Annotated in this window: 15 protein-coding genes; all 15 read left to right on the top strand. The window is 42.8% G+C overall.

Annotated elements, in window-relative coordinates:
- Positions 1 to 1,521 (top strand): sialate O-acetylesterase, encoded by a 1,521-nt coding sequence (locus HF992_RS03435; RefSeq protein ID WP_168548664.1) that lies wholly within the window; start codon positions 1 to 3, stop codon positions 1,519 to 1,521.
- 13 nt (positions 1,522 to 1,534) lie between these two features.
- On the top strand, positions 1,535 to 2,470 hold the full coding sequence (locus tag HF992_RS03430; RefSeq protein ID WP_168548663.1) for an alpha/beta hydrolase: 936 nt from the start codon (positions 1,535 to 1,537) through the stop codon (positions 2,468 to 2,470).
- 63 nt (positions 2,471 to 2,533) lie between these two features.
- The gene (locus HF992_RS03425) at positions 2,534 to 3,559 is read left to right on the top strand and encodes an alpha/beta hydrolase (RefSeq protein WP_168548662.1); all 1,026 of its coding nucleotides are present in this window, start codon (positions 2,534 to 2,536) and stop codon (positions 3,557 to 3,559) included.
- Between the two features lie 111 nt (positions 3,560 to 3,670).
- Positions 3,671 to 6,088: a glycoside hydrolase family 2 TIM barrel-domain containing protein gene (locus HF992_RS03420; RefSeq protein ID WP_168548661.1), complete on the top strand. Its 2,418-nt coding sequence runs from the start codon at positions 3,671 to 3,673 to the stop codon at positions 6,086 to 6,088.
- 193 nt (positions 6,089 to 6,281) lie between these two features.
- Positions 6,282 to 7,985, top strand: a complete 1,704-nt coding sequence (locus HF992_RS03415; protein WP_168548660.1) for a glycoside hydrolase family 3 protein — start codon at positions 6,282 to 6,284, stop codon at positions 7,983 to 7,985.
- A 91-nt stretch (positions 7,986 to 8,076) separates the two neighbouring features.
- Positions 8,077 to 9,054 carry an AraC family transcriptional regulator gene (locus HF992_RS03410; RefSeq protein ID WP_168548659.1) on the top strand — a complete coding sequence of 326 codons (978 nt, stop codon included), beginning with the start codon at positions 8,077 to 8,079 and terminating at the stop codon, positions 9,052 to 9,054.
- 175 nt (positions 9,055 to 9,229) lie between these two features.
- Positions 9,230 to 10,636, top strand: a complete 1,407-nt coding sequence (locus HF992_RS03405; protein ID WP_168548658.1) for an MFS transporter — start codon at positions 9,230 to 9,232, stop codon at positions 10,634 to 10,636.
- Between the two features lie 244 nt (positions 10,637 to 10,880).
- On the top strand, positions 10,881 to 13,709 hold the full coding sequence (locus HF992_RS03400; protein WP_168548657.1) for an alpha-L-rhamnosidase: 2,829 nt from the start codon (positions 10,881 to 10,883) through the stop codon (positions 13,707 to 13,709).
- Between the two features lie 472 nt (positions 13,710 to 14,181).
- The gene (locus tag HF992_RS03395) at positions 14,182 to 15,132 is read left to right on the top strand and encodes an aldo/keto reductase (RefSeq protein WP_168548656.1); all 951 of its coding nucleotides are present in this window, start codon (positions 14,182 to 14,184) and stop codon (positions 15,130 to 15,132) included.
- Between the two features lie 138 nt (positions 15,133 to 15,270).
- Positions 15,271 to 15,729, top strand: a complete 459-nt coding sequence (locus tag HF992_RS03390; RefSeq protein ID WP_168548655.1) for a MerR family transcriptional regulator — start codon at positions 15,271 to 15,273, stop codon at positions 15,727 to 15,729.
- Positions 15,713 to 16,639 (top strand): amidohydrolase family protein, encoded by a 927-nt coding sequence (locus HF992_RS03385; RefSeq protein ID WP_168548654.1) that lies wholly within the window; start codon positions 15,713 to 15,715, stop codon positions 16,637 to 16,639. The genes HF992_RS03390 and HF992_RS03385 overlap by 17 nt, the downstream gene beginning before the upstream one ends.
- A complete protein-coding gene (locus tag HF992_RS03380) occupies positions 16,636 to 17,268 on the top strand; it encodes a putative quinol monooxygenase (protein WP_168548653.1) in 633 nt (210 codons plus the stop codon). Before HF992_RS03385 ends, HF992_RS03380 begins: the two co-directional genes overlap by 4 nt.
- Before the next feature lie 26 nt (positions 17,269 to 17,294).
- A complete protein-coding gene (locus tag HF992_RS03375; RefSeq protein ID WP_168548652.1) occupies positions 17,295 to 17,714 on the top strand; it encodes a cupin domain-containing protein in 420 nt (139 codons plus the stop codon).
- A 1-nt stretch (position 17,715) separates the two neighbouring features.
- Complete coding sequence (locus HF992_RS03370) at positions 17,716 to 18,039, top strand: carboxymuconolactone decarboxylase family protein (protein WP_168548651.1); 324 nt, start codon at positions 17,716 to 17,718, stop codon at positions 18,037 to 18,039.
- 53 nt (positions 18,040 to 18,092) lie between these two features.
- Positions 18,093 to 19,217, top strand: coding sequence for a low temperature requirement protein A (locus tag HF992_RS03365; RefSeq protein ID WP_168548650.1), 1,125 nt, complete (start codon positions 18,093 to 18,095; stop codon positions 19,215 to 19,217).
- Positions 19,218 to 19,355: the final 138 nt, after the last annotated feature.

The raw sequence follows: 19,355 nt of genomic DNA, 5'->3' as shown, positions 1-19,355 counted from the left end.
ATGTTAAAACTTGCACCTTACTTCCAAAATCATATGCTGCTTCAAGCAGGCGCTACTCAGAAAGTTTGGGGCAATGCTTGTCCGAAGTCTAAGATTTCCCTTTGTCTTCAAAATTGCGAGATGGAAACTCTAGCTGATGAGGTTGGCAATTGGGAGATTTTACTGCCACCTCTAGAGACCTCTTGGCAAGAGGAATTACGGGTTTGGACGACAGACTCAGACGAGATTTGCTTGCGTCTTGCTATCGGGCAACTGTGGCTAGCCGGTGGCCAGTCCAATATGGAATTCCACATGCGTTATGAGAGACATCTTAATGAAGAAATGGATAACTTACCTAAGCATATTTATTTTTATGATGTTCCTAAAATAGCTTTCCCAGAAGCTAAAGAGGCTTTCGATTTTTCTCAGATGGCTAGATGGCGACAAGCAAGTGTTGAAGATATTGACTGGTGGTCCGCTGTTGGGTATTATTTTGCGAAACATTTATCAAGAGCCATAGACAGCCCGATTGGGGTCATCGGCTGTAACTGGGGTGGCACTAAAATCCAATCATGGATGAAACTGGAAACGATTCGCGAGCTAGATCCTGAAACTTTTGATGCCTACCAAGATTGGTTACAGACGCAAGATACGGCAGCTTACTGGGAAAAGCAACGCACTTCTCCACTGAACAACAGAGGGCTTCCTTTTGAAGACGCTTTTGGAGAATTGGTGATGCCTAGGACGGTTAAAGTAGAGGAATTTGGCGCCTTCTTGACACATGTGGGTGAGGAAATCAAAACCTATAGGAGCACATTGCAGCCCCAAACTCTCCCTGGAAGTTTATATGAGCATATGGTTCTTCAGCTAAAGGATATGACGATAGCTGGGATTCTCTGGTATCAGGGAGAAAGCAACGATATAGAGGGCAAACAGTACCGCTATAAGTCTTTGTTAAAGGGGCTCATCAAAGATTGGCGTGAGGTTTTTGGCGAAGCGGTTCCTGTTTACGTCGTGCAATTACCGGGATATGAGTCTTGGTTAGATAATAAAGCTATTCGGTACGATATTATTCGTGACTGTCAGGAAAAGGCGGTTAAAGAAACGGATTTGACCTACCTCTGTTCTATTTCTGATGTAGGAGAGCAATTTGACATACACCCCAAAGATAAACAGACGGTCGGAGAGCGATTGGCTCTGCTAGCGCAAAAACACACCTATGGCTATCCGATAGAAGCGGATGCCCCTATGCTATCACAAGTGACTTATAATGCGGGGCAAGTGGTGCTTCACTTCAAACATGCTGAAGGAGGATTAGTGATTAGGGGTGAGCGCATAGAATTTCTGAAGCTTGAAGTCAATGGTGAGGAGCGCTCGTTTACGGAGCGTATTGACCAAGATAAACTGATTCTAAAGGTGTTAGAAGTCAAAGGTGATCCTGAATGGCGCATTAGCCTTGGCCGGTCTAATTGGATGGCCCTTAACTTGTACAATCAAGCTGGCATCCCCGCTATTCCATTTGATATTAATTTGACGTTTTAGAAAGTGTGATGAGATGATTATTGAAAGATTTACGTTAGACGAAAACAGAACCAATGTTGATTTAACAACCTATGTCCTCAGTGACTCTCCAGAGTTGCTCGATGGGAAAAAGCGGCCTGCTGTCTTGATTTGTCCTGGTGGGGCGTATCTCAATTGTTCGGATCGAGAAGGTGAGGCGATTGCACTACGTTTTGCGGCTATGGGTTACCATGCCTTTGTGCTTCGCTACCATGTTCTTTTAGAAACAGATGATGATTTTGAGAGCGTTTTTTCAGGTCAGATCAAAGGCAGAACAGACACAGTATTCCCTGCAGCCATTCATGATATCGCACAGGCCTTTACGCTTATCCATGACCATGCAGAAGAATGGTTAGTTAACACGGATAAGATAGCTCTTTGCGGTTTTTCTGCTGGAGGAAATAACGTGACCAACTACAGCGTTCATTGGAATAAGCCGATTGTAACAGATTATTTTGATGTGGCTAAACTCAAACCCGCAGCGATTATTGCAGGATATCCCATTACAGACTACTTTGCGCATGAGGAACATGTCAAAACCCAAGATGATATGGCTCAAAGACTCTTTCGAGTGGCTAATCTATCCTTGTTTGGAACAGAGACACCTTCTGAGGAGCAGTTGCTCCAAGCGAGTGCGGCACGGCTAGTTGATGAGGCAACGCCGCCGACCTTTATCTGGGCGACTGCTGGGGACAAGCTCGTTCCAGTTAGCCAATCCACGCGTCTTGGAACAGCTCTTGCGGAAGCGGGGATTCCCTTTGAGTTGCATATTTTTGAAGAAGGACCACATGGGCTGGCTCTTGCTACCCAAGCGACCGCCGCAGCCTTGACGGAGGTCAATCGCGATGCCAGTCAGTGGATTGATTTGGCAGATGCTTGGTTGCAGAAACGCTTTGCCCTGCCCCTGGAAGAAAAATCTCGCTGGGCATAAGAAAGTGAGGCAGAGGTGGCTTAGAGCCCTGCTCTGCTATTGCCCATAGAAAGGAAGAACACAATGACACAAGAAAAACTCTATATCTGGGGCGAGCGTATCCCTGGAAACCACGCAGGAAGCAAGACGGACGTCATGGATATCCATGACGAATACACGCCCCAGGACCTTTTTGAGAAATACCCTGGTATTTGGGATAAAACAACAGACATCATTGGCGATATGTCAGGTAATGCTACCCTTGTTTACCGTCAGGAAATCGAGCATGGCCCTGCAGGGATGACCTATGAGGACAAACCCTTTTTAATTCCTTACTTAGTAGAAGGAGCGGATAGTGCCGTCATTATCTGCCCTGGAGGGGCTTATTTGACCAAGTCGATGACTAATGAAGGCGAGCACATCGCTCAACGCCTTAATCAAGCAGGAATCTCAGCGTTTGTCCTCTGGTATCGGACTTATCCTTATCAGGCGCCAGTTCCTTTTTGGGATGCTCAACGTGCCATCCGCTATGTCCGTTATCATGCGAATGATTGGAAACTCAACCCTCAAAAAATCAGCATGATAGGCTTTTCAGCAGGAGGTAACTTAGCTGGTGTCACTGGTTTGGTGATGCGTAACCAAGAGATCTCAGCTGACAGCTATCAGGCAGATGCTATTGACCATGTTTCCGCAGAACTTTCTGCGCTTGCCCTAATCTATCCTGCGATAGCTCTTGAGGATGACAAAATTCTAGTTGTATTAGCTGGGGAAGAAACCTATAACGATAAAGAAAAAGGCCGTGCTTTTGCTTCCAGTTATGATATGCGAACGCATGTACGAGAAGGAGATAGTCCGTTGTTTCTTTGCGCCGCCTTAGATGATGAAGTGGTTCCAGCTCGTCATCTTTTTGACCTGGCTAAGATTGCTGAGGCTAAAGGCATTCCTACTGAGGTCCATGTGTTTGCAGAAGGTGGTCACGGCTTTGGAGGATGCCAGGATGAGCAAATGCCACAGTTCTACCATGATCGGACCTTGGTTGAGCAATGGTTGGACCTCTATGTTGCTTGGCTATCGAAACTGACTAGCTCAGCTCATACTTCTACGAAATAGCCACAGCTATCCAAAAAATCACTCTAGTCAAATGGGGATTCCTGCTGTATACTAGAGAAAAATAAGGCTTAACGATAATACCCCTTAAAAATAGGAGAGAGGAAAAGAATAATGAAGCAGACCTTGTTTAACGACAATTGGAAATTTTGGAAAGATGGTGACTCCTTTGCCCTCGTTTGGGATGTTCCAGAGCACGCACAGGAAGTGACCCTCCCTCATGATGCCATGATTGCTCTCGAACCTCATGCTGACAGTCAAAATGGTGGCAATACAGGCTTTCGTGACGGTCAAAATTATGTCTATGTTAAAACCTTGACGGTCTCAGAAGAGGACCTTCAACAATGCTTGCTCCTGCACTTTGAAGGATCTTACATGAATACTTTTGTCTATGTCAATGAACAAATGGCTGGCAAACATCATTTTGGCTATACTGGCTTTACCATTCCCCTCAATGACTTTCTTCAGGTCGGTGCCAATGAAATTCGTGTCCAAGTCCGTAATGCAGCGATGAGCAATAGCCGTTGGTATTCTGGCAGTGGCATCTACCGTGATGTTTATCTGCTATCCGGCAACCCACTTCATATCGGTGCGCGCGGTAGTTTGATTAAAACAGTAGAGTTGACTGGTTCAGAAGCCCTGATTGAGGTTGCTGTCCCTCTTCAAAATGAGACAGCGCGTGCCCAGTCAGTGGTCTTAGAAACGGTGATAACAGCACCATCCGGTCAAACGGTTTTGACAGATAGCAGGCCTTACTTCCTTAAAACAGGGGACAATCTGGTCTGCACACAACGCTACCTCTTGACCGATGTCAAACCCTGGTCCGACCAAACACCTGATTTGTACACGATAGAGAATCGTCTCTTGGTGGATGGCAAAGCCATCGATACCGAAGAACATCGTTTTGGGGTACGCACGATCAGTGTTGACAGCCAGCGTGGACTTCGTATTAATGGAGAAACTATCAAGTTGCGTGGCGCTTGTATCCACCATGATAGCGGCCTGCTAGGTGCCGCAACGTACGTAGATGCTCATCTGCGTCAGGTTAAAATCCTCAAAGAAGCAGGATTTAATGCGATTCGCATGTCCCATCATCCTGCTGCGCCTGCCCTTTTAAAAGCTTGTGATGAGTTGGGACTGTATGTCATGGATGAAACCTTTGACATGTGGACGCGTTTCAAAGGGGATTTTGACTACAGCCTTGTCTTTGAAGACCAATGGCGCAAGGATGTGACAGCGATGGTTGAGACAGACTTTAACCACCCCAGTGTGATTCTCTACTCGATTGGAAATGAAATTCCTGAAATTGGAACAGCTCATGGTAGTCGACTGGCGAAAGCAATCCATGATCATATTAAGGCGATTGATGATAGCCGACCAACACTAGCGGGTATCAACGGTGTCTTTGCCGCAGGCGATAAGATGGGCCAAATCATGGGAGATGTTATGGCTCAAAATGCTGCTGAAGGGATTGAAATTGAAGGAAATGTCAATGACTTTATGACCCTGTTAGATACTAATATGGATAAAATTGTGGTTCATCCGGCGATTACGAAAACCCTTGAGTTTGCGACAGCCAGCACAGATATTGCTGGATACAACTACATGACAGCGCGCTATTATGGCGATGCTAAAGCCTATCCAAACCGCGTCATGGTCGGAAGTGAAACTTACCCACCAGCTATTGCTAGAAACTGGGATATCGTTGAGGAATTGCCGAGCGTTATTGGTGATTTTACTTGGACAGGCTGGGATTATATTGGTGAAGCGGGTGTCGGTGTACCAGCTTACGCCTTTGGGGAAGGAGGTTTCGGCGCACAATTCCCATGCCAATTGGCCTTTGCAGGTGATATTGACATTACTGGTTTCCGTCGTCCCCAGTCCTATTACCGCGAAATTGTCTTTGGCTTGCGTGAGGCACCTTACATTGCTGTTCAAAATCCAAAGCATTTTGGCCAAACCTTGATCAAAACCCCATGGGTCTTATCAGATGCCACTCATTCGTGGACGTGGTCAGGTCTTGAAGGTAAGCCAGTCGTTGTCGAAGTCTATGCCAAAGGGGATGAAGTAGCACTCTATCTGGATGATGCTCTGCTTGAGAAAAAAGTCATCGGTGAAGAATTGGGCTGTCTAGTGCGTTTTGAAACAGTCTACCAACCAGGGGAACTTAGGGCCGTTCTTTACCGTGAGGGTCAAATGGTATCAGAGTCAAGTTTAGCTACTGCAGATAAAACCAATGCTTCCTTGACGCTTGAACTCTCTCATCAAGGTCAAGAACTCACCTACCTTGAAATCGCCCTTGCAGATCAAAATGGTGTAGTGATCGGCGATGAGGAACTTGCTCTTAGCCTGACAGTAGAAGGCGCAGAGGTCCTAGGATTTGGCACTGGAAATCCTAAACCAAACGACCATTACCATAGCCTTGACACCACAACCTTCAACGGGCGTGCGCTAGCCATCCTCAAGAAAACCGCAGAAACCACAACCGTCACCGTTACAGGAGACAGTTTGACAGGGGAACTGGTGTTTTAGAGCTATTTAACAGGTTACTAAGTAAGTGACCTGTTTTTGGCATATAAGTGGATCATGTTGAAGGGAGACATCGTCATTGATATGTGTCTCAGTATAGATTCTGTAATTTCACCATTTTTCTATAAAAAATGCCTCTTGTAAAAAAGGGATGAAGTTCATAAAATAGAAAAAAAGCAAGTTAGGAGACTACTACATGGCCTTGAATTTAAAAGCAAATCCTTTTTTTCTTTCTGAATCAGATATTGATTGGGTGAAAGAAACCTTATATAAAATGAGTATTGAGGAAAAAATAGGTCAATTGTTTTGCCCAATTGGCTACTCAAATGAAGAAAGCTATTTAAGACCTATTGTGGAAAATTATAAAATTGGTGGTATGATGTTTCGAAGTGGACAGTATGATGATATTGTTCAAGCGCATAAACGATTACAACAGTATAGTGAGATTCCATTATTACTTGCTGCTAATCTTGAGTTTGGAGGCACAGGTATTGTCGAAGAAGGCACACATTTTGGAAGACAGATGCAAGTCGCTGCAACTGGTGATCCTCAAAATGCCTACCAACTTGGGCGAATTTCAGCTATTGAAGGAGGAGCAGTGGGGGTTAACTGGGCTTTTGCGCCAGTAGTTGATATAGACTATAATTATTATAATCCGATTACTAACGTACGGACGTATGGTAGTGATCCTCAAACAGTTTTAGACTTTGCTCGCCAATACTGTAAGGGAGTTCAAGAAAATGGTATGGCTGCTTCTATTAAGCATTTTCCAGGAGATGGCACGGATGATCGTGATCAGCATTTATTAGTTGGTGTTAACCGTTTTTCTGTGGAAGAATGGGATAGCACTTATGGTCGGATATATAAAGAATTAATTGATGAGGGTGTGCTAACCGTTATGGCTGGGCATATTGCCTTGCCTGCTTATCAGGAAAAATTAAATCCTGCCTTGAAAAACTGTCAAAAGTTACCTGCAAGTCTCTCCCCAGAACTCATAACAGGCCTTCTTCGTAACCAGTTAGGGTTTAACGGTTTGATCGTCACGGATGCGACACCAATGGTTGGGTTTACTTCTGCTATGCCACGTGAAAAGGCAGTTCCAGCCGCCATTTCCGCAGGTTGTGATATGTTTTTATTCAACCAGAGTCTTGAGGAAGACTATCACTATATGTTGAGAGGGTTTCAGGAAGGCATTTTAACGGAAGAGCGACTTAATGAGGCCGTGACACGTATTTTGGCCACAAAAGCAGCCTTAGGGCTTCCAGCTAAGAAAAAGTCGGGTAGGCTTGTCGAGGCAAACGTTGAACAGCTACGGACACCAGAATTTTTGCAACTTGCAAAGGAAAATGTTACTCAGGCGATTACTTTAGTCAAAGACACACAAAACCTTCTTCCAATTTCAGTGACCAAACATAAACGCGTTTTACTCCAAATTTTAGGGCCATATGAGGAGAGTAATCAAACAGTTTTGGATGAGATTAAAAAGCGTCTTGAGGAGGAAGGATTCCAGATTACGGTCTACCAACCTGAGACGATGGAAACATTTATGTCAGGCCAGATGGATACTGCTCTAACGATTCAAAAAAAATATGATTTAGTCCTTTATTTTGCAAATGTCGAAAACCGTTCCAATGCCACAACAGCTAGATTAAATTGGCATACTTTCTTTGGTGGAGGGAATAACCTGCCATGGTTTGTTAATGAAGTGCCAACCGTATTTGTCAGCCTAGCCAATCCGTATCATTTATTGGATGTTCCTATGGTAAAAACCTATATTAATGCTTATGATAATTCCGTTTACACGATAGAATCTGTGATAGAAAAGGTGATGGGAAGAAGCCCCTTTAAAGGTCAAAGCCCTATTGATCCATTTTGTGGACGAGAGGAATTACGGTATTAGATTGACAAATCCAGGTGAAATATAGATAATAAGTGGGAGAAACCTTCTCTCACTTATTTTCAAATTTTGAGCGGAAAGGAAATGTATGTTGATGAATAAAAAAGATTTACACAATCTTTTAATGGCGGAGACATGGGCAGAAAAAGAACAGAAACGTACAGGAGAAAACATCGTTGATCTGGAACTCATTGAGCAGATGGCTCCGGAAATGATTAAGGTGTTTGCTCAAGCTAAAACATACGATATGCCAGAAGAGATTTTCTTTAAACGTGGGAATGTCTTCATTAGTAAACATAATCGCTATGCTCCGATGCCTGATCACAAGCATGCTTTTTTGGAAATAAATTATATGTATCAAGGATCGTGTCGGCAAGAGATAGACGGAGAAAGTCTTGTTTTGCAAAAAGGTGATTTTATCATGTTAGACCGTGAGAGTCACCATGCGATTGATGCTCTGGGAGAAGGAGATATTTTAATTAATCTGCTGTTGAGGTTTGATTGGATTAGCACCGCTATTTTGCAAAAAATGACAGATTCTGTTTCAATCCTTTCCAAATTTTTAGCGCAAGCTGGTCAGGCGAATCAAAAGCATTTAGTTTTTAAGGGAAATGAAAGGCTTGATGACTTGATGCAACTGATTTTGACGGAGTATTATAATGAACAACAAATTTCCTTACATATTCTAGAAATGTATCTCCCTCTTCTTTTTACTGAATTATCAAGAAGTCAACACCAATTATTGCAAGAACAACCTCAAGAAGATGAAATTTCCAAAAGCCTTCAGTTAATTGAGAAATACTATCGAACGATTACCTTGTCATGGTTGGCTAATGAGGTAGGATATAACAGCAATTATCTTAGTAATATGATAAAGAAACGAACAGGTCTGAATTTTAAAACATTAGTTCAAACCCAACGCATGCAACATGCTTATCAGCTCGTTCGTCATACGAATTATACGATTGAAGAAATTTGTGAACAGATTGGCCTTCAAGACCCGTCCTATTTTTATCAGAGTTTTAAAAAACTGTATGGAACAACACCGGCTAAGATCCGAAAACAACACTAATCTATCAACCTCAAAACATGTTAACCTACAATGGGCTAACATGTTTTTTTAGAGAATGCCAGTTATAAACGTCACCTGTATTTTGACCAGTTTCTCCTGTAAGAACCACATTGAAAACGTTACCTTTTTCTTTATAATAAAGGTAATAATAAGAGATTCTTAAGGAGGATATTTTATGTCTAAAGCTACTAATCGGATGCCTGGCAGTGAAAAAATTACCTACGGCTTTGGGAATTTAGCTGCAAATTTGATGGTAACCACAGCGAGTACGTTCATAACCTTTTTCTATACAGATGTTGTTGGTATTTCAGTTGCTGCAGCGGGCGTAGTTCTAGGTTTAGCTAGAATTTTTGATGGGATATCAGATTTGTTGATGGGGTCTATTGTCGATAAAACGAAATCAAAATACGGTAAAGCAAGACCGTGGCTATTATGGATGGCTATTCCCTACGCCTTGTCGCTCATTTTTCTCTTTTCTTCTCCAAATTTCTTAGATGCTAATGGGAAAATTATTTGGGCGGCTGTATCCTATATTATCGCCATGGCAGGTGTTTATACAGCGACGATGGTTCCTTATAATGCGATGATGGGAACAACCTCAACAACTCAGGAAGATCGTTCACAATTAGCTAACTCAAGAACGTTATTTGGTTTTGTAGGAGCATTTGTCCTGCAATCAACAACGCTAAAAATAGTCAATTTTTTCGGTGAAACAACCGATACTGCTTCATGGACAAAAATGGCTGCTATTTATAGTTTGATTTCAGCGATCTTGCTACTGATCACCTTTAAAAATTCTAAAGAACGTGTTTCTGTCAACGAAGCTTCTCAATACCATCAAAAAATATCGGCAAAACAAAGTTTATCGAGTTTACTACAGAACAAATATTGGTTCATGGTAATCGGGGTCCTTTTGATTGGGTTTATTTCATCAGGTCTTGGTGGTGTTCTCATCTATTACGCGCAATGGGTTCTAGGGGATATTCAACTAGTAGCTGTTTTAGGAATGTTGAGTTTTGCGCCGATTGCTGTTGGGGCAATGTTAATGCCATTAGTTATTACCCGTTTTAGTAAAAAAACACTGTGTATTGCAGGTAGCGTCCTATCGCTATTTGGCCTCGGTCTTATTGCCATTGCACCTGATAACTATACGATGGTGTTGATTGGTACAGTTATTAAAGGCCTTGGTTTAGCTCCAGTAGCTGTTGCAGGCTATGCAATGCTTGGTGATACTGCGGATTATGGTGAATATAAGACAGGTATTCGAAGCGATGGGATGATTTTTGCGGCTGGAACATTCGGTGAGAAAGTTGGCTCTGGTTTAGGAGCAGTCGTCTTAAGTATTGTGATGAGTATGGGTGGCTATGTGGCACAAGCTGCTAGCCAAACGGATTCAGCTATTTTCTCTCTTAAAGCTGCCTTTATTTATATTCCTATGATCTTCTCAGCACTTTGTATTTTGATTTTAACGTTTTACAATTTAGATAAAGAATACCCCCTCATCAAGGCTGAATTGGAGAACCGTAAAACACTCCGTCAAATAGCTGAGGCTGGTGAAAGAGAAATAGAACAAATGGATTAAAAGAGCACTAAACGAGAGTGGGACGACAAAATCGGTAATTCGGTAGAATTCAATGAGTCGTCCCACCTCTGCAAGTTGAGCAGGGCTTTAAAGGCAGATGAAATCAGTCTGTTAGAGCCCTGATCAATCACTGCGTCTGACATAGTGAACAATCATAAAAAGGAGAGACTAGGACTGTTGTTCCAGTCTCTTGGATCGGATACAGTGTCACTAATCTAGGATTCTTGGAAGTGAGGAGATGTGTATGATTACTGATTTAAAAATAAACGATATCCCCAAACCGCTGGGGTTTCGGATAAAAGATTATGTCAAGGTATCTTGGCAGGTTGATAATGTAGTGCTTAGCGGTTCAAAACAAATAGCTGGTCAGGTGTTGCTGGCTAGAGACTCGGATATGACATCAATCGTTTTTGATACTGGCAAAGACGAGAGGATTAAGGATAATCATTACTATCTCCATTTCGAATTTGCTGCTAGGACACGTTACTATGTTCAAGTGAAGATTTGGACAGAATACAATGAGGAAGTTCTATCAGAGGTGTCTTGGTTTGAAACAGCAAAGCAAGATGAGGCTTGGAGTGCGAATTGGATTACCTCTGGAAAAGAAGAACCAGTTCAGTTTATCAAGGATTTCCAAGTCAATAAGCCCATCTCCTGTGCCCGATTATATATTCTTGGTCTAGGTGTTTATGAGGCTTATCTAAATGGTAAGAAGATTGGTGAGGAATATTTGTCACCTGGTTTTCATGCGTATGATTTATGGCTTCAATATCAAACGTATGAAACTTTTCCTGTCTTGGGACGAAATCGTCTGCAAGTTTACCTAGGAGATGGATGGTACAAGGGGCGTATAGGATTTGACGGGGGCTATAAAAATCTCTATGGTGATCAGAGGCAGCTCCTTGCAGAACTTATAATAACTTATAAAGATGGAACGGAAGAAATCATTGCAACAGATTTATCATGGGAAACCTCTCTTTCTCCTGTATCGTTTTCAGGCATTTATGATGGAGAAATTTTTAATGCGAATCTCATTGATGTTCAAGAAACGTTTCCAGTAGCATTAGCTAAAGACTTGACGGAACGCCTGTATGATCGTTTGTCGCTTCCGATAACTGCTCATGAGAGATTCAAACCACAACTGATTCGGACACCAGCAGGAGAGACCGTTCTTGACTTTGGCCAGAATTTGTCGGGTTGGATCGAGTTTGACCAAGCCCTACCTCTTGGAACTGAGGTTAGCTACGAAGTTGGTGAATTGTTGCAGGGGGGCAATTTTTACCGTGATAATTTGAGGACTGCTGAAGCAAAGTTTACTTATATAAGTGACGGTCAAGAACGAATAGTTAGGCCACATTTTACATTTTATGGTTTTCGCTATGCGAAATTAACAGGATTTCCTGAAAGCCTTGACCCCGAAGATTTTGAAGCAGTTGCCCTTTATAGTCAATTGGAGGAGACGGGAGATATTGAAACCGATAACCAGGCTGTTAATCAATTGATTTCAAACATAAAATGGGGGCAAAAAGGCAACTTTTTAGATGTTCCAACAGATTGTCCTCAAAGAGATGAGCGCTTGGGCTGGACCGGGGACGCACAGATATTTGCGCGAACGGCTAGTTACCTGATGTACACACCAGCATTTTATCAGAAGTTTCTAGAGGATCTTCGTCGCGAGCAAAAAGAATTAGATGGCTCAGTTCCCTTTATGGTTCCGATGCTAAAACCGGAGAGTCAAGACGGATTTGTTATGGGAAATGGAGCAGCAGTGTGGTCTGATGCGGCAACAGTTATCCCGTGGGTTCTTTATGAACAATACGGTGATATTAAACGCTTAGAAGACCATTACCCGATTATGAAGGATTGGGTAGACTATATCCAACGTCAAGATGTACAAACGGGATCAAAACGGCTATGGACGACTAATTTTCAATTTGGTGATTGGCTTTCCCTTGATGGTAAGGATCCTAATTCTCCAATGGGGGGCACGGACACCGTCCTTGTAGCATCAGTCTTCTACTATTATTCAACGAGTTTATTAGTCAAAGCAGCTCAAGCACTTGGGATTAAAGAGGATATTAGGCATTATCAAAAACTATCGGATGACATTAAGCGTGCTATTCAGGAGGAATTTTTTACGAAGCGTGGACGTTTGGCCATTAATACTCAAACCGCTCATGTTTTGGTTTTATATTTTGATTTGGTCCCTGAAGAAGCGCTCTCAAGGACCATTGAGGGACTGAAAAAGTTATTGCTGGAGTCTGCTGTTCATTTAAAGACAGGCTTTACAGGGACACCGTACATGTGCGAAGCGCTCTCGAAATATGGACTGACAGAATATGCTTATACCCTTTTGTTGAATGATGATTACCCAAGTTGGTTATATGCGGTTAAATTAGGAGCAACTACGGTGTGGGAAAGATGGAACTCTGTTCTTGAAGACGGTACCATCTCTGGGACTGGTATGAATTCTCTTAATCATTATGCTTATGGTTCTATTGCTGAGTGGATTTACCGAGTAGCAGCAGGCATTCAGTCAGATCCAGAGAGAGTTGGGTTTAAACATTTTTATTTAAAACCCCAACCATCGTGGCAGTTAAAACACATTAAAGCACGTTACCAATCAATCAATGGCTTAATAGTCAGTGAGAGCAATCTATTAGCAGATGGTCAATTAGAGTTTAAGTTTAGGGTTCCCTTTAACACAACTGCAACAATTGTCTTACCTCATGCCCCGGAAGAGCTACTATATCAATACCCAGAAGCAAGAAAAGAAGGGAATCAGATGTTGTTAACTGTGCCGGCAGGAGAGTATGCGTTTCATTACCAACCCACAATTGCCTATAAGCCAACTTATAGTGTAAAACAACCTTTTGAAAGTTTAGCAGTCCCCGTTGCTACAAGCCAGATCATATATAAGCATATCCCTTTTTTGAAGAAAAACGACATGGTTCTTTCCTTTTTAGATTTACCATTGGAACAGTTTGATCGGGTCCCAATTATTAACCGAATGGTTAATCAGGACGTTATTGAGTCGATCCAAAATGAATTGGAGCAATTAAATCAATCATAAGGTTTGGGCAGTGAGCGAAAATAATCCAGGCATCTCCCTGAATTGAGACACAAAGGCACTCCTCTTGAATCTGGTAACCCCAGAATCGAGGAGTGTTTTACGATACCCCAAAAAGGTTATTCGATAGAGTTTAAGCTTACCGCTATGGAGAGGTGAAAGCAAGCTTTCTAACAAGCACTTAATCGGTTACACTAAAGTAGCTAGAAAGGCTAAAGTGTCCTGCACGAAAATCCAGAAAAGGAGGTGCTGTTAGCACCAGAACTTGCATCGCCTTGGGACAGCCCCTTTCAAGAAACGAGTCATAACCTCTCACAATAGCCACTTCTTTTTGACAGGCCAGCTAGATTACGAGAGTTTTCCACAAGCTACAACTCTTGAGGTACAAATGACTACTTGAAAATGAAAAAGAGACTTGACTTATAGTGCACTATAAGTGGTAAACTATAGTTAGAAAGAAAAAGGAGCATCAAATATGGTTAAACAAATCGCACCAATCGTACTTGGGACATGGTCATGGGGAACTGGCGGATTTGCCGGTGGGAATGTGGTCTTTGGCAATCATCTGGACACCGCAGATGTCAAGGAAGTCGTTGCGGTCGCCATGGAACAGGGCCTCAATACATTTGACACTGCTTTTGCATATGCCAATGGCGAATCTGAGCGGATTTTAGGAGAGTTAGTCGGTCAATACGACCGCTCAGCAATCATTTTATCTGATAAATTTACACCAGGTATGCGAGACGATAGCAAAGAAAATCCTGTCGAAGATATGCTAGAAGGTTCTCTCAACCGTTTGGGAACAGATTACATCGATATCTATTGGATCCATAATGCATCAGATGTGGAGCGGTGGACGCCGTTCTTAGCCGGCTTGGTTACCTCAGGACGCGTGAAACGCATTGGGGTGTCCAATCACAGTCTTGAACAAGTCAAACGTGTCCAGGAAATCTTAAAGCCAACTGGCGTCCAAATTTCAGCAGTCCAAAATCATTTTAGCCTGCTGTATCGTAACGCGATGGAAGATGGCTTGCTGGATTACTGCAAGGAAAATGACATTCAATTTTTCTCTTATATGGTGTTGGAACAAGGTGCCCTGTCTGGTAAATACAATAGCCAGAACTTAATGCCAGCTGATTCAAATCGTGGTAGAACCTATAATCCATTGTTCCCTGCTTTAGCTGATTTGCTGGCTGAGTTGCAACGCTTGGCGACTAACTATCAGGTAACTCCAGCTCAAATCGCGACAGCTTGGGCTATCGGACGTGGGACGACACCCATCTTAGGTGTGACAAAGGTTGAGCAAGTTTTAGATGCTGCCAAGGCTAGTCAAATGACTCTCAGTGCGGATGAAATGGTCAAATTGGAAGACTTAGCATTACAAGCTGGGGTAAATACGCGTGGCGGCTGGGAAGGTCAGGCTTAAAGAGACAGTCCCGTAGCTATTTCTAAAAGAGACGGTTAGCCATTTGTAAGAACGAATTGACCAAAATGCCACCAGTTGACTAAAAATCTTGTATACTAGAAGAAGATGCATTCATCAACCGGAAGAAGGGAATCCATTATGGCCAAAAATAAAATCTATACGATTACAGAAGTGTCTCAACGATATGATATCAAACCCAATACAATCCGCTATTATGAGCGAATTGGTCTAGTGCCTAGCCTTCCTCGTCAAGCGAATGGCAATCGCTATTTCACAGATGAATTGAATAAATGGTTAGAGATGGTCATTTGCCTGCGGCACTCAGGTGTCCCAATAGATGTTTTAATAGACTATTGCCAACTCCTGATGCAGGGGGATAAAACGGTTGGAGCTCGTGAAGCCTTGCTGAAAAAGCAATTAGCAGTCCTAGTGCAAAAGCAAAACAATTTGCAGCGCTCCATTGACCGTTTGACTCATAAAATTAACCTTTACGAGTCAGGAGAGATTTTAAATAAGGCTACCTATTATGAGGAGTACGGGATTATTTTTGATGAAACTGGGAGTTGGAAGGAGCGTTTAGATGACTTTGAAAATTGATGCGTTTGCCCATGTGCTATTGCCAGAGTTTTTTGACAAAATGCAGGCTTTGGATAAAGACTTGGTGAAAAAAATGCCCTTTATCCAAAATCCTGTTTTGACCGATATGGCAAAACGCCGTGAAACCATGCCAGATCAAACAAGACAGATTATCAGCTATATCAATGCTAATCCAGAGGATTATGTGGACGGCAAAGAAGCAGCGAAACTGGTGCAACTGGCTAATGAGGAATTACTGGCTACTGTTCAGGAGCACTCAGACAGTTTTGCTGGCGGTGTGGCGATGGTGGCCATGAATCATATCACGGATGCGGTGCGCGTGGTGGAAGAATTTGTTCCAGCCCACCCTGAAATCTTGGGAATTCAGCTCTTCACCCGACATTTGGGCAAATCGATAGCGGATCAAGCTTTTAAGCCAGTCTTTGCCGCAGCAGCAAAGGCAGGGGTTCCTATTTGGCTCCATCCTGTCTTTGATCATCGAAAACCGGACAACAATATTATTTTTAGCTGGGAGTATGAATTGACCCAGGCGATGTTAGACATTGTGCAGGCTGGTTATTTTAGAGAGTTTCCAAATCTCAAAATGTTGGTTCACCATGGTGGTGCCATGGTACCCTACTTTGCAGGGCGGATTGAGCACATTTTGCCAGAAGACCAGGCGGCTGATTTCAAGAAATTTTATGTGGATACAGCCCTGTTAGGCAATCGCAAAGCTTTGGAACTTTGTGTGGACTATTATGGCATTGACCATGTTCTCTTTGGGACAGATGCACCGCTTGGCATTCTGCCAGCAGGTGCGACCGAGGTTATCGCGGAGGCTATTGACGCATTGCCTCTCACTGCTGAAGAAAAAGAACAGATTTTGGCAGGTAATGCGATGCGACTTTATCACTTAGGAGAAGAAAAATGACAGAAATTTTTAGACTCTTTCGTCTTGGCTTAAACTTAGAGTATGAGGAGGCCTATCGCCAAATCGGCCATACAAACTTTCAGCAGTCGCTAGCGCTAGAGCCAGGAACTTTAGCTATGTACGGTAACCATCTCCCTGGAGATTTCAGCCAGCAGATTGTTGTCGAGCGCTACGCTAGTGAAGCAGCTTATCAGGAGCATATTCAATCACCGCATTTTAAGGCCTTCGCAGATTTGGCTCAAAAAGCGTTGATTAGCCGTGAGGTCGTCACCTTGACACCCAAGCTGCTCCTTCAAAAACCAACAGCCTTGCGGATTTTTCATGATAAGCAGTTAGCTGTTCGACTAGTTACAGTGACGGTTAGCGATAGTCAAGCCTTTTCAGAAATTGTTTTACCTGAGATGCAGGCAAGTATGGAGCAGGAAGCTGGTGTTTTGGTCATGTACGCTGGTACAGATAGAAACAATCCGGATAGTTGGTATTTCTTTGAGGTGTACCAAAATGAGACTGCTTATGAACAACACAGAGAAACGCCACATTTTAAAGACTATATTGACCGTAGCGCAAAACTAGTCCTAGATAAACAGTTGCAAACGTTGCATGGCGACATGTTAGTCAACCGGGGTTAAATGATTTTAGAAAGAAGTGATGACTCATGATTAAACATGAAGATATAAAAAATAATCCTTTATTTGCATTAGGGGAAGAAAATCCTTATGGTGCTAGTTTTATCGGCCAATCTTATCTAGCTATGTTGGCACAAGCACCAGACGGCAAAACCAGTGTTGGGAATGTAACCTTTGAACCAGGTTGCCGTAATAACTGGCATGTGCATTCAGATGGTTACCAAATCCTCCTTGTTACCGGAGGTGAAGGCCTTTATCAGGAAGCTGGAAAACCTGTTCGACATCTCAAAGCAGGTGATGTCGTAGTAACAGATAAAGGGGTGAAGCACTGGCATGGGGCAACCGAAGATTCTTGGTTCAGTCATGTGGCTATCACAGCTGGTGCCAGTGAATTTTATGGACCAGTGACGGATGAAGACTATCAAGCAGCGCATAAGGAGGAAAACTAAGATGGCAATCAAACAAACAGCAGGACGTGATCAATTAGGAGAATTTGCACCAACGTTTGCAGAAATCAATGACGATGTGCTTTTTGGACAGGTATGGGCGCGTGAAGAAGAACTTTCGCCTAAACTTCGCTCCATCGTTACTGTTTCAGCTCTTATTACAGGTGGGAATTGGGAGCAGCTCAAGTATCACCTAAACACCGCTAAAAAGAATGGGGTGACGAAAGCAGAAATTTCAGAAATCATCACTCACATTGCCTTTTATGTCGGGTGGCCAAAAGCTTGGTCAGCTTTTGGTTTAGCGAAGGACGTTTGGGGGCATGAGTAAAAGAAACCACTCTCAAATCAGGAGCTAATAAAAAGAAAAAATATTTTGCTAAGATGACACATAAGAAAGTTGAGTTAACAGAGTTATTTTACGATTTGGTCTATGTCTACGGCTTTAGCCAGACCACCTCACTGATTCACCATGTTCACCACGGTGTCGTTCCAACCCTGTCTTTTGTTGCTTTTGCGATTGGAATGCTCATTATGCTAAACTCATGGATGGTGCAGACGGTGTTTACCAATCGGTTTGGGCGAAATTCTCTGACCAATATGGCCATGATGTTTGGCCAGATGATTTTCTTGCTGGTTGCTTTAACGTCTATTGACGCAAATAGTAACGCTGATCATTTCTTGTATTTTTATGGACCTTTTGCAGGGATCTCCTTTCTCCTCTTGGTGCAGTATCTATTAGAGTACGCTCGGACAGAAAACCCAGCAGACAAACTCTTTATCAGGCGTTTCTTTTCCATTCTAGGTGCCAGAACAGTTGGACTTTTGCTGGCTCTATTTCTTCCTTATCCAATAGGGTTACTCGTTGCTGCTGCAAGTGTTCTCATAACGTGGTTACTCCCGGGCTTTTTGGTCAAAAGGAAGGCTATGGCCCCTGATTTAAAGCCCATGAATTTTCCGCATCTAGTGGAGCGACTGTCTCTACTGGTTATTATTACCTTTGGAGAGATGATTATTGGGGTTGCGGATTATTTTCGACCAGATAGACTGAGTGTTTTGTCTGTGTTGATCTTTCTGATTGTAGCGAGTCTCTTTATGACCTATATTGTTGAAATAGACCATTTGATTGATCCACATACACCCAATCCCAACGAAAACCACTTGATCTACTGGCATTATCCCATCATTTTTGGACTAAGTTTTGTCACCGTAGCAATCGGGTTTTTAGGAAATGCAGAAGCACACAATGGCTTTGCAGTAGCCCTCTTTTACCTAGGTGTTTTCTTGATTTTATCAGGGATTTACCAATTCAAATCCATGAATAAGCCGACCCATCAGTTTACAAAAAGTCTGGTTTATAGTTGTCTGACAGCTTGGATGGTTGGTTTGGGATTGAGTTATCTTTTCTTAGCGAACAGTGAGTTTTTACTGTTCATCGCTGCCATCATCTCTTGTTATCTAGCAGTGACTGCGGTGCGGTTTAATATGAAACATTTATCTAAGAGTTGATACGAACTCTCTTGTCAGTACGGAGGCTTTTATCAGACTATTGGAACAGTTTGCTTTTGGTCAAGGGCGGAGGTCGTTATTGATGAAAAGCAAGCGAAGGAGATAGGTTTTATGCCATTCTAAGCAAAATCCTTGCCA

The organism is Streptococcus ovuberis (assembly GCF_012396585.1).
GTDB lineage: Bacteria > Bacillota > Bacilli > Lactobacillales > Streptococcaceae > Streptococcus > Streptococcus ovuberis.
This window is presented reverse-complemented; position numbering and strand designations above follow the sequence as displayed.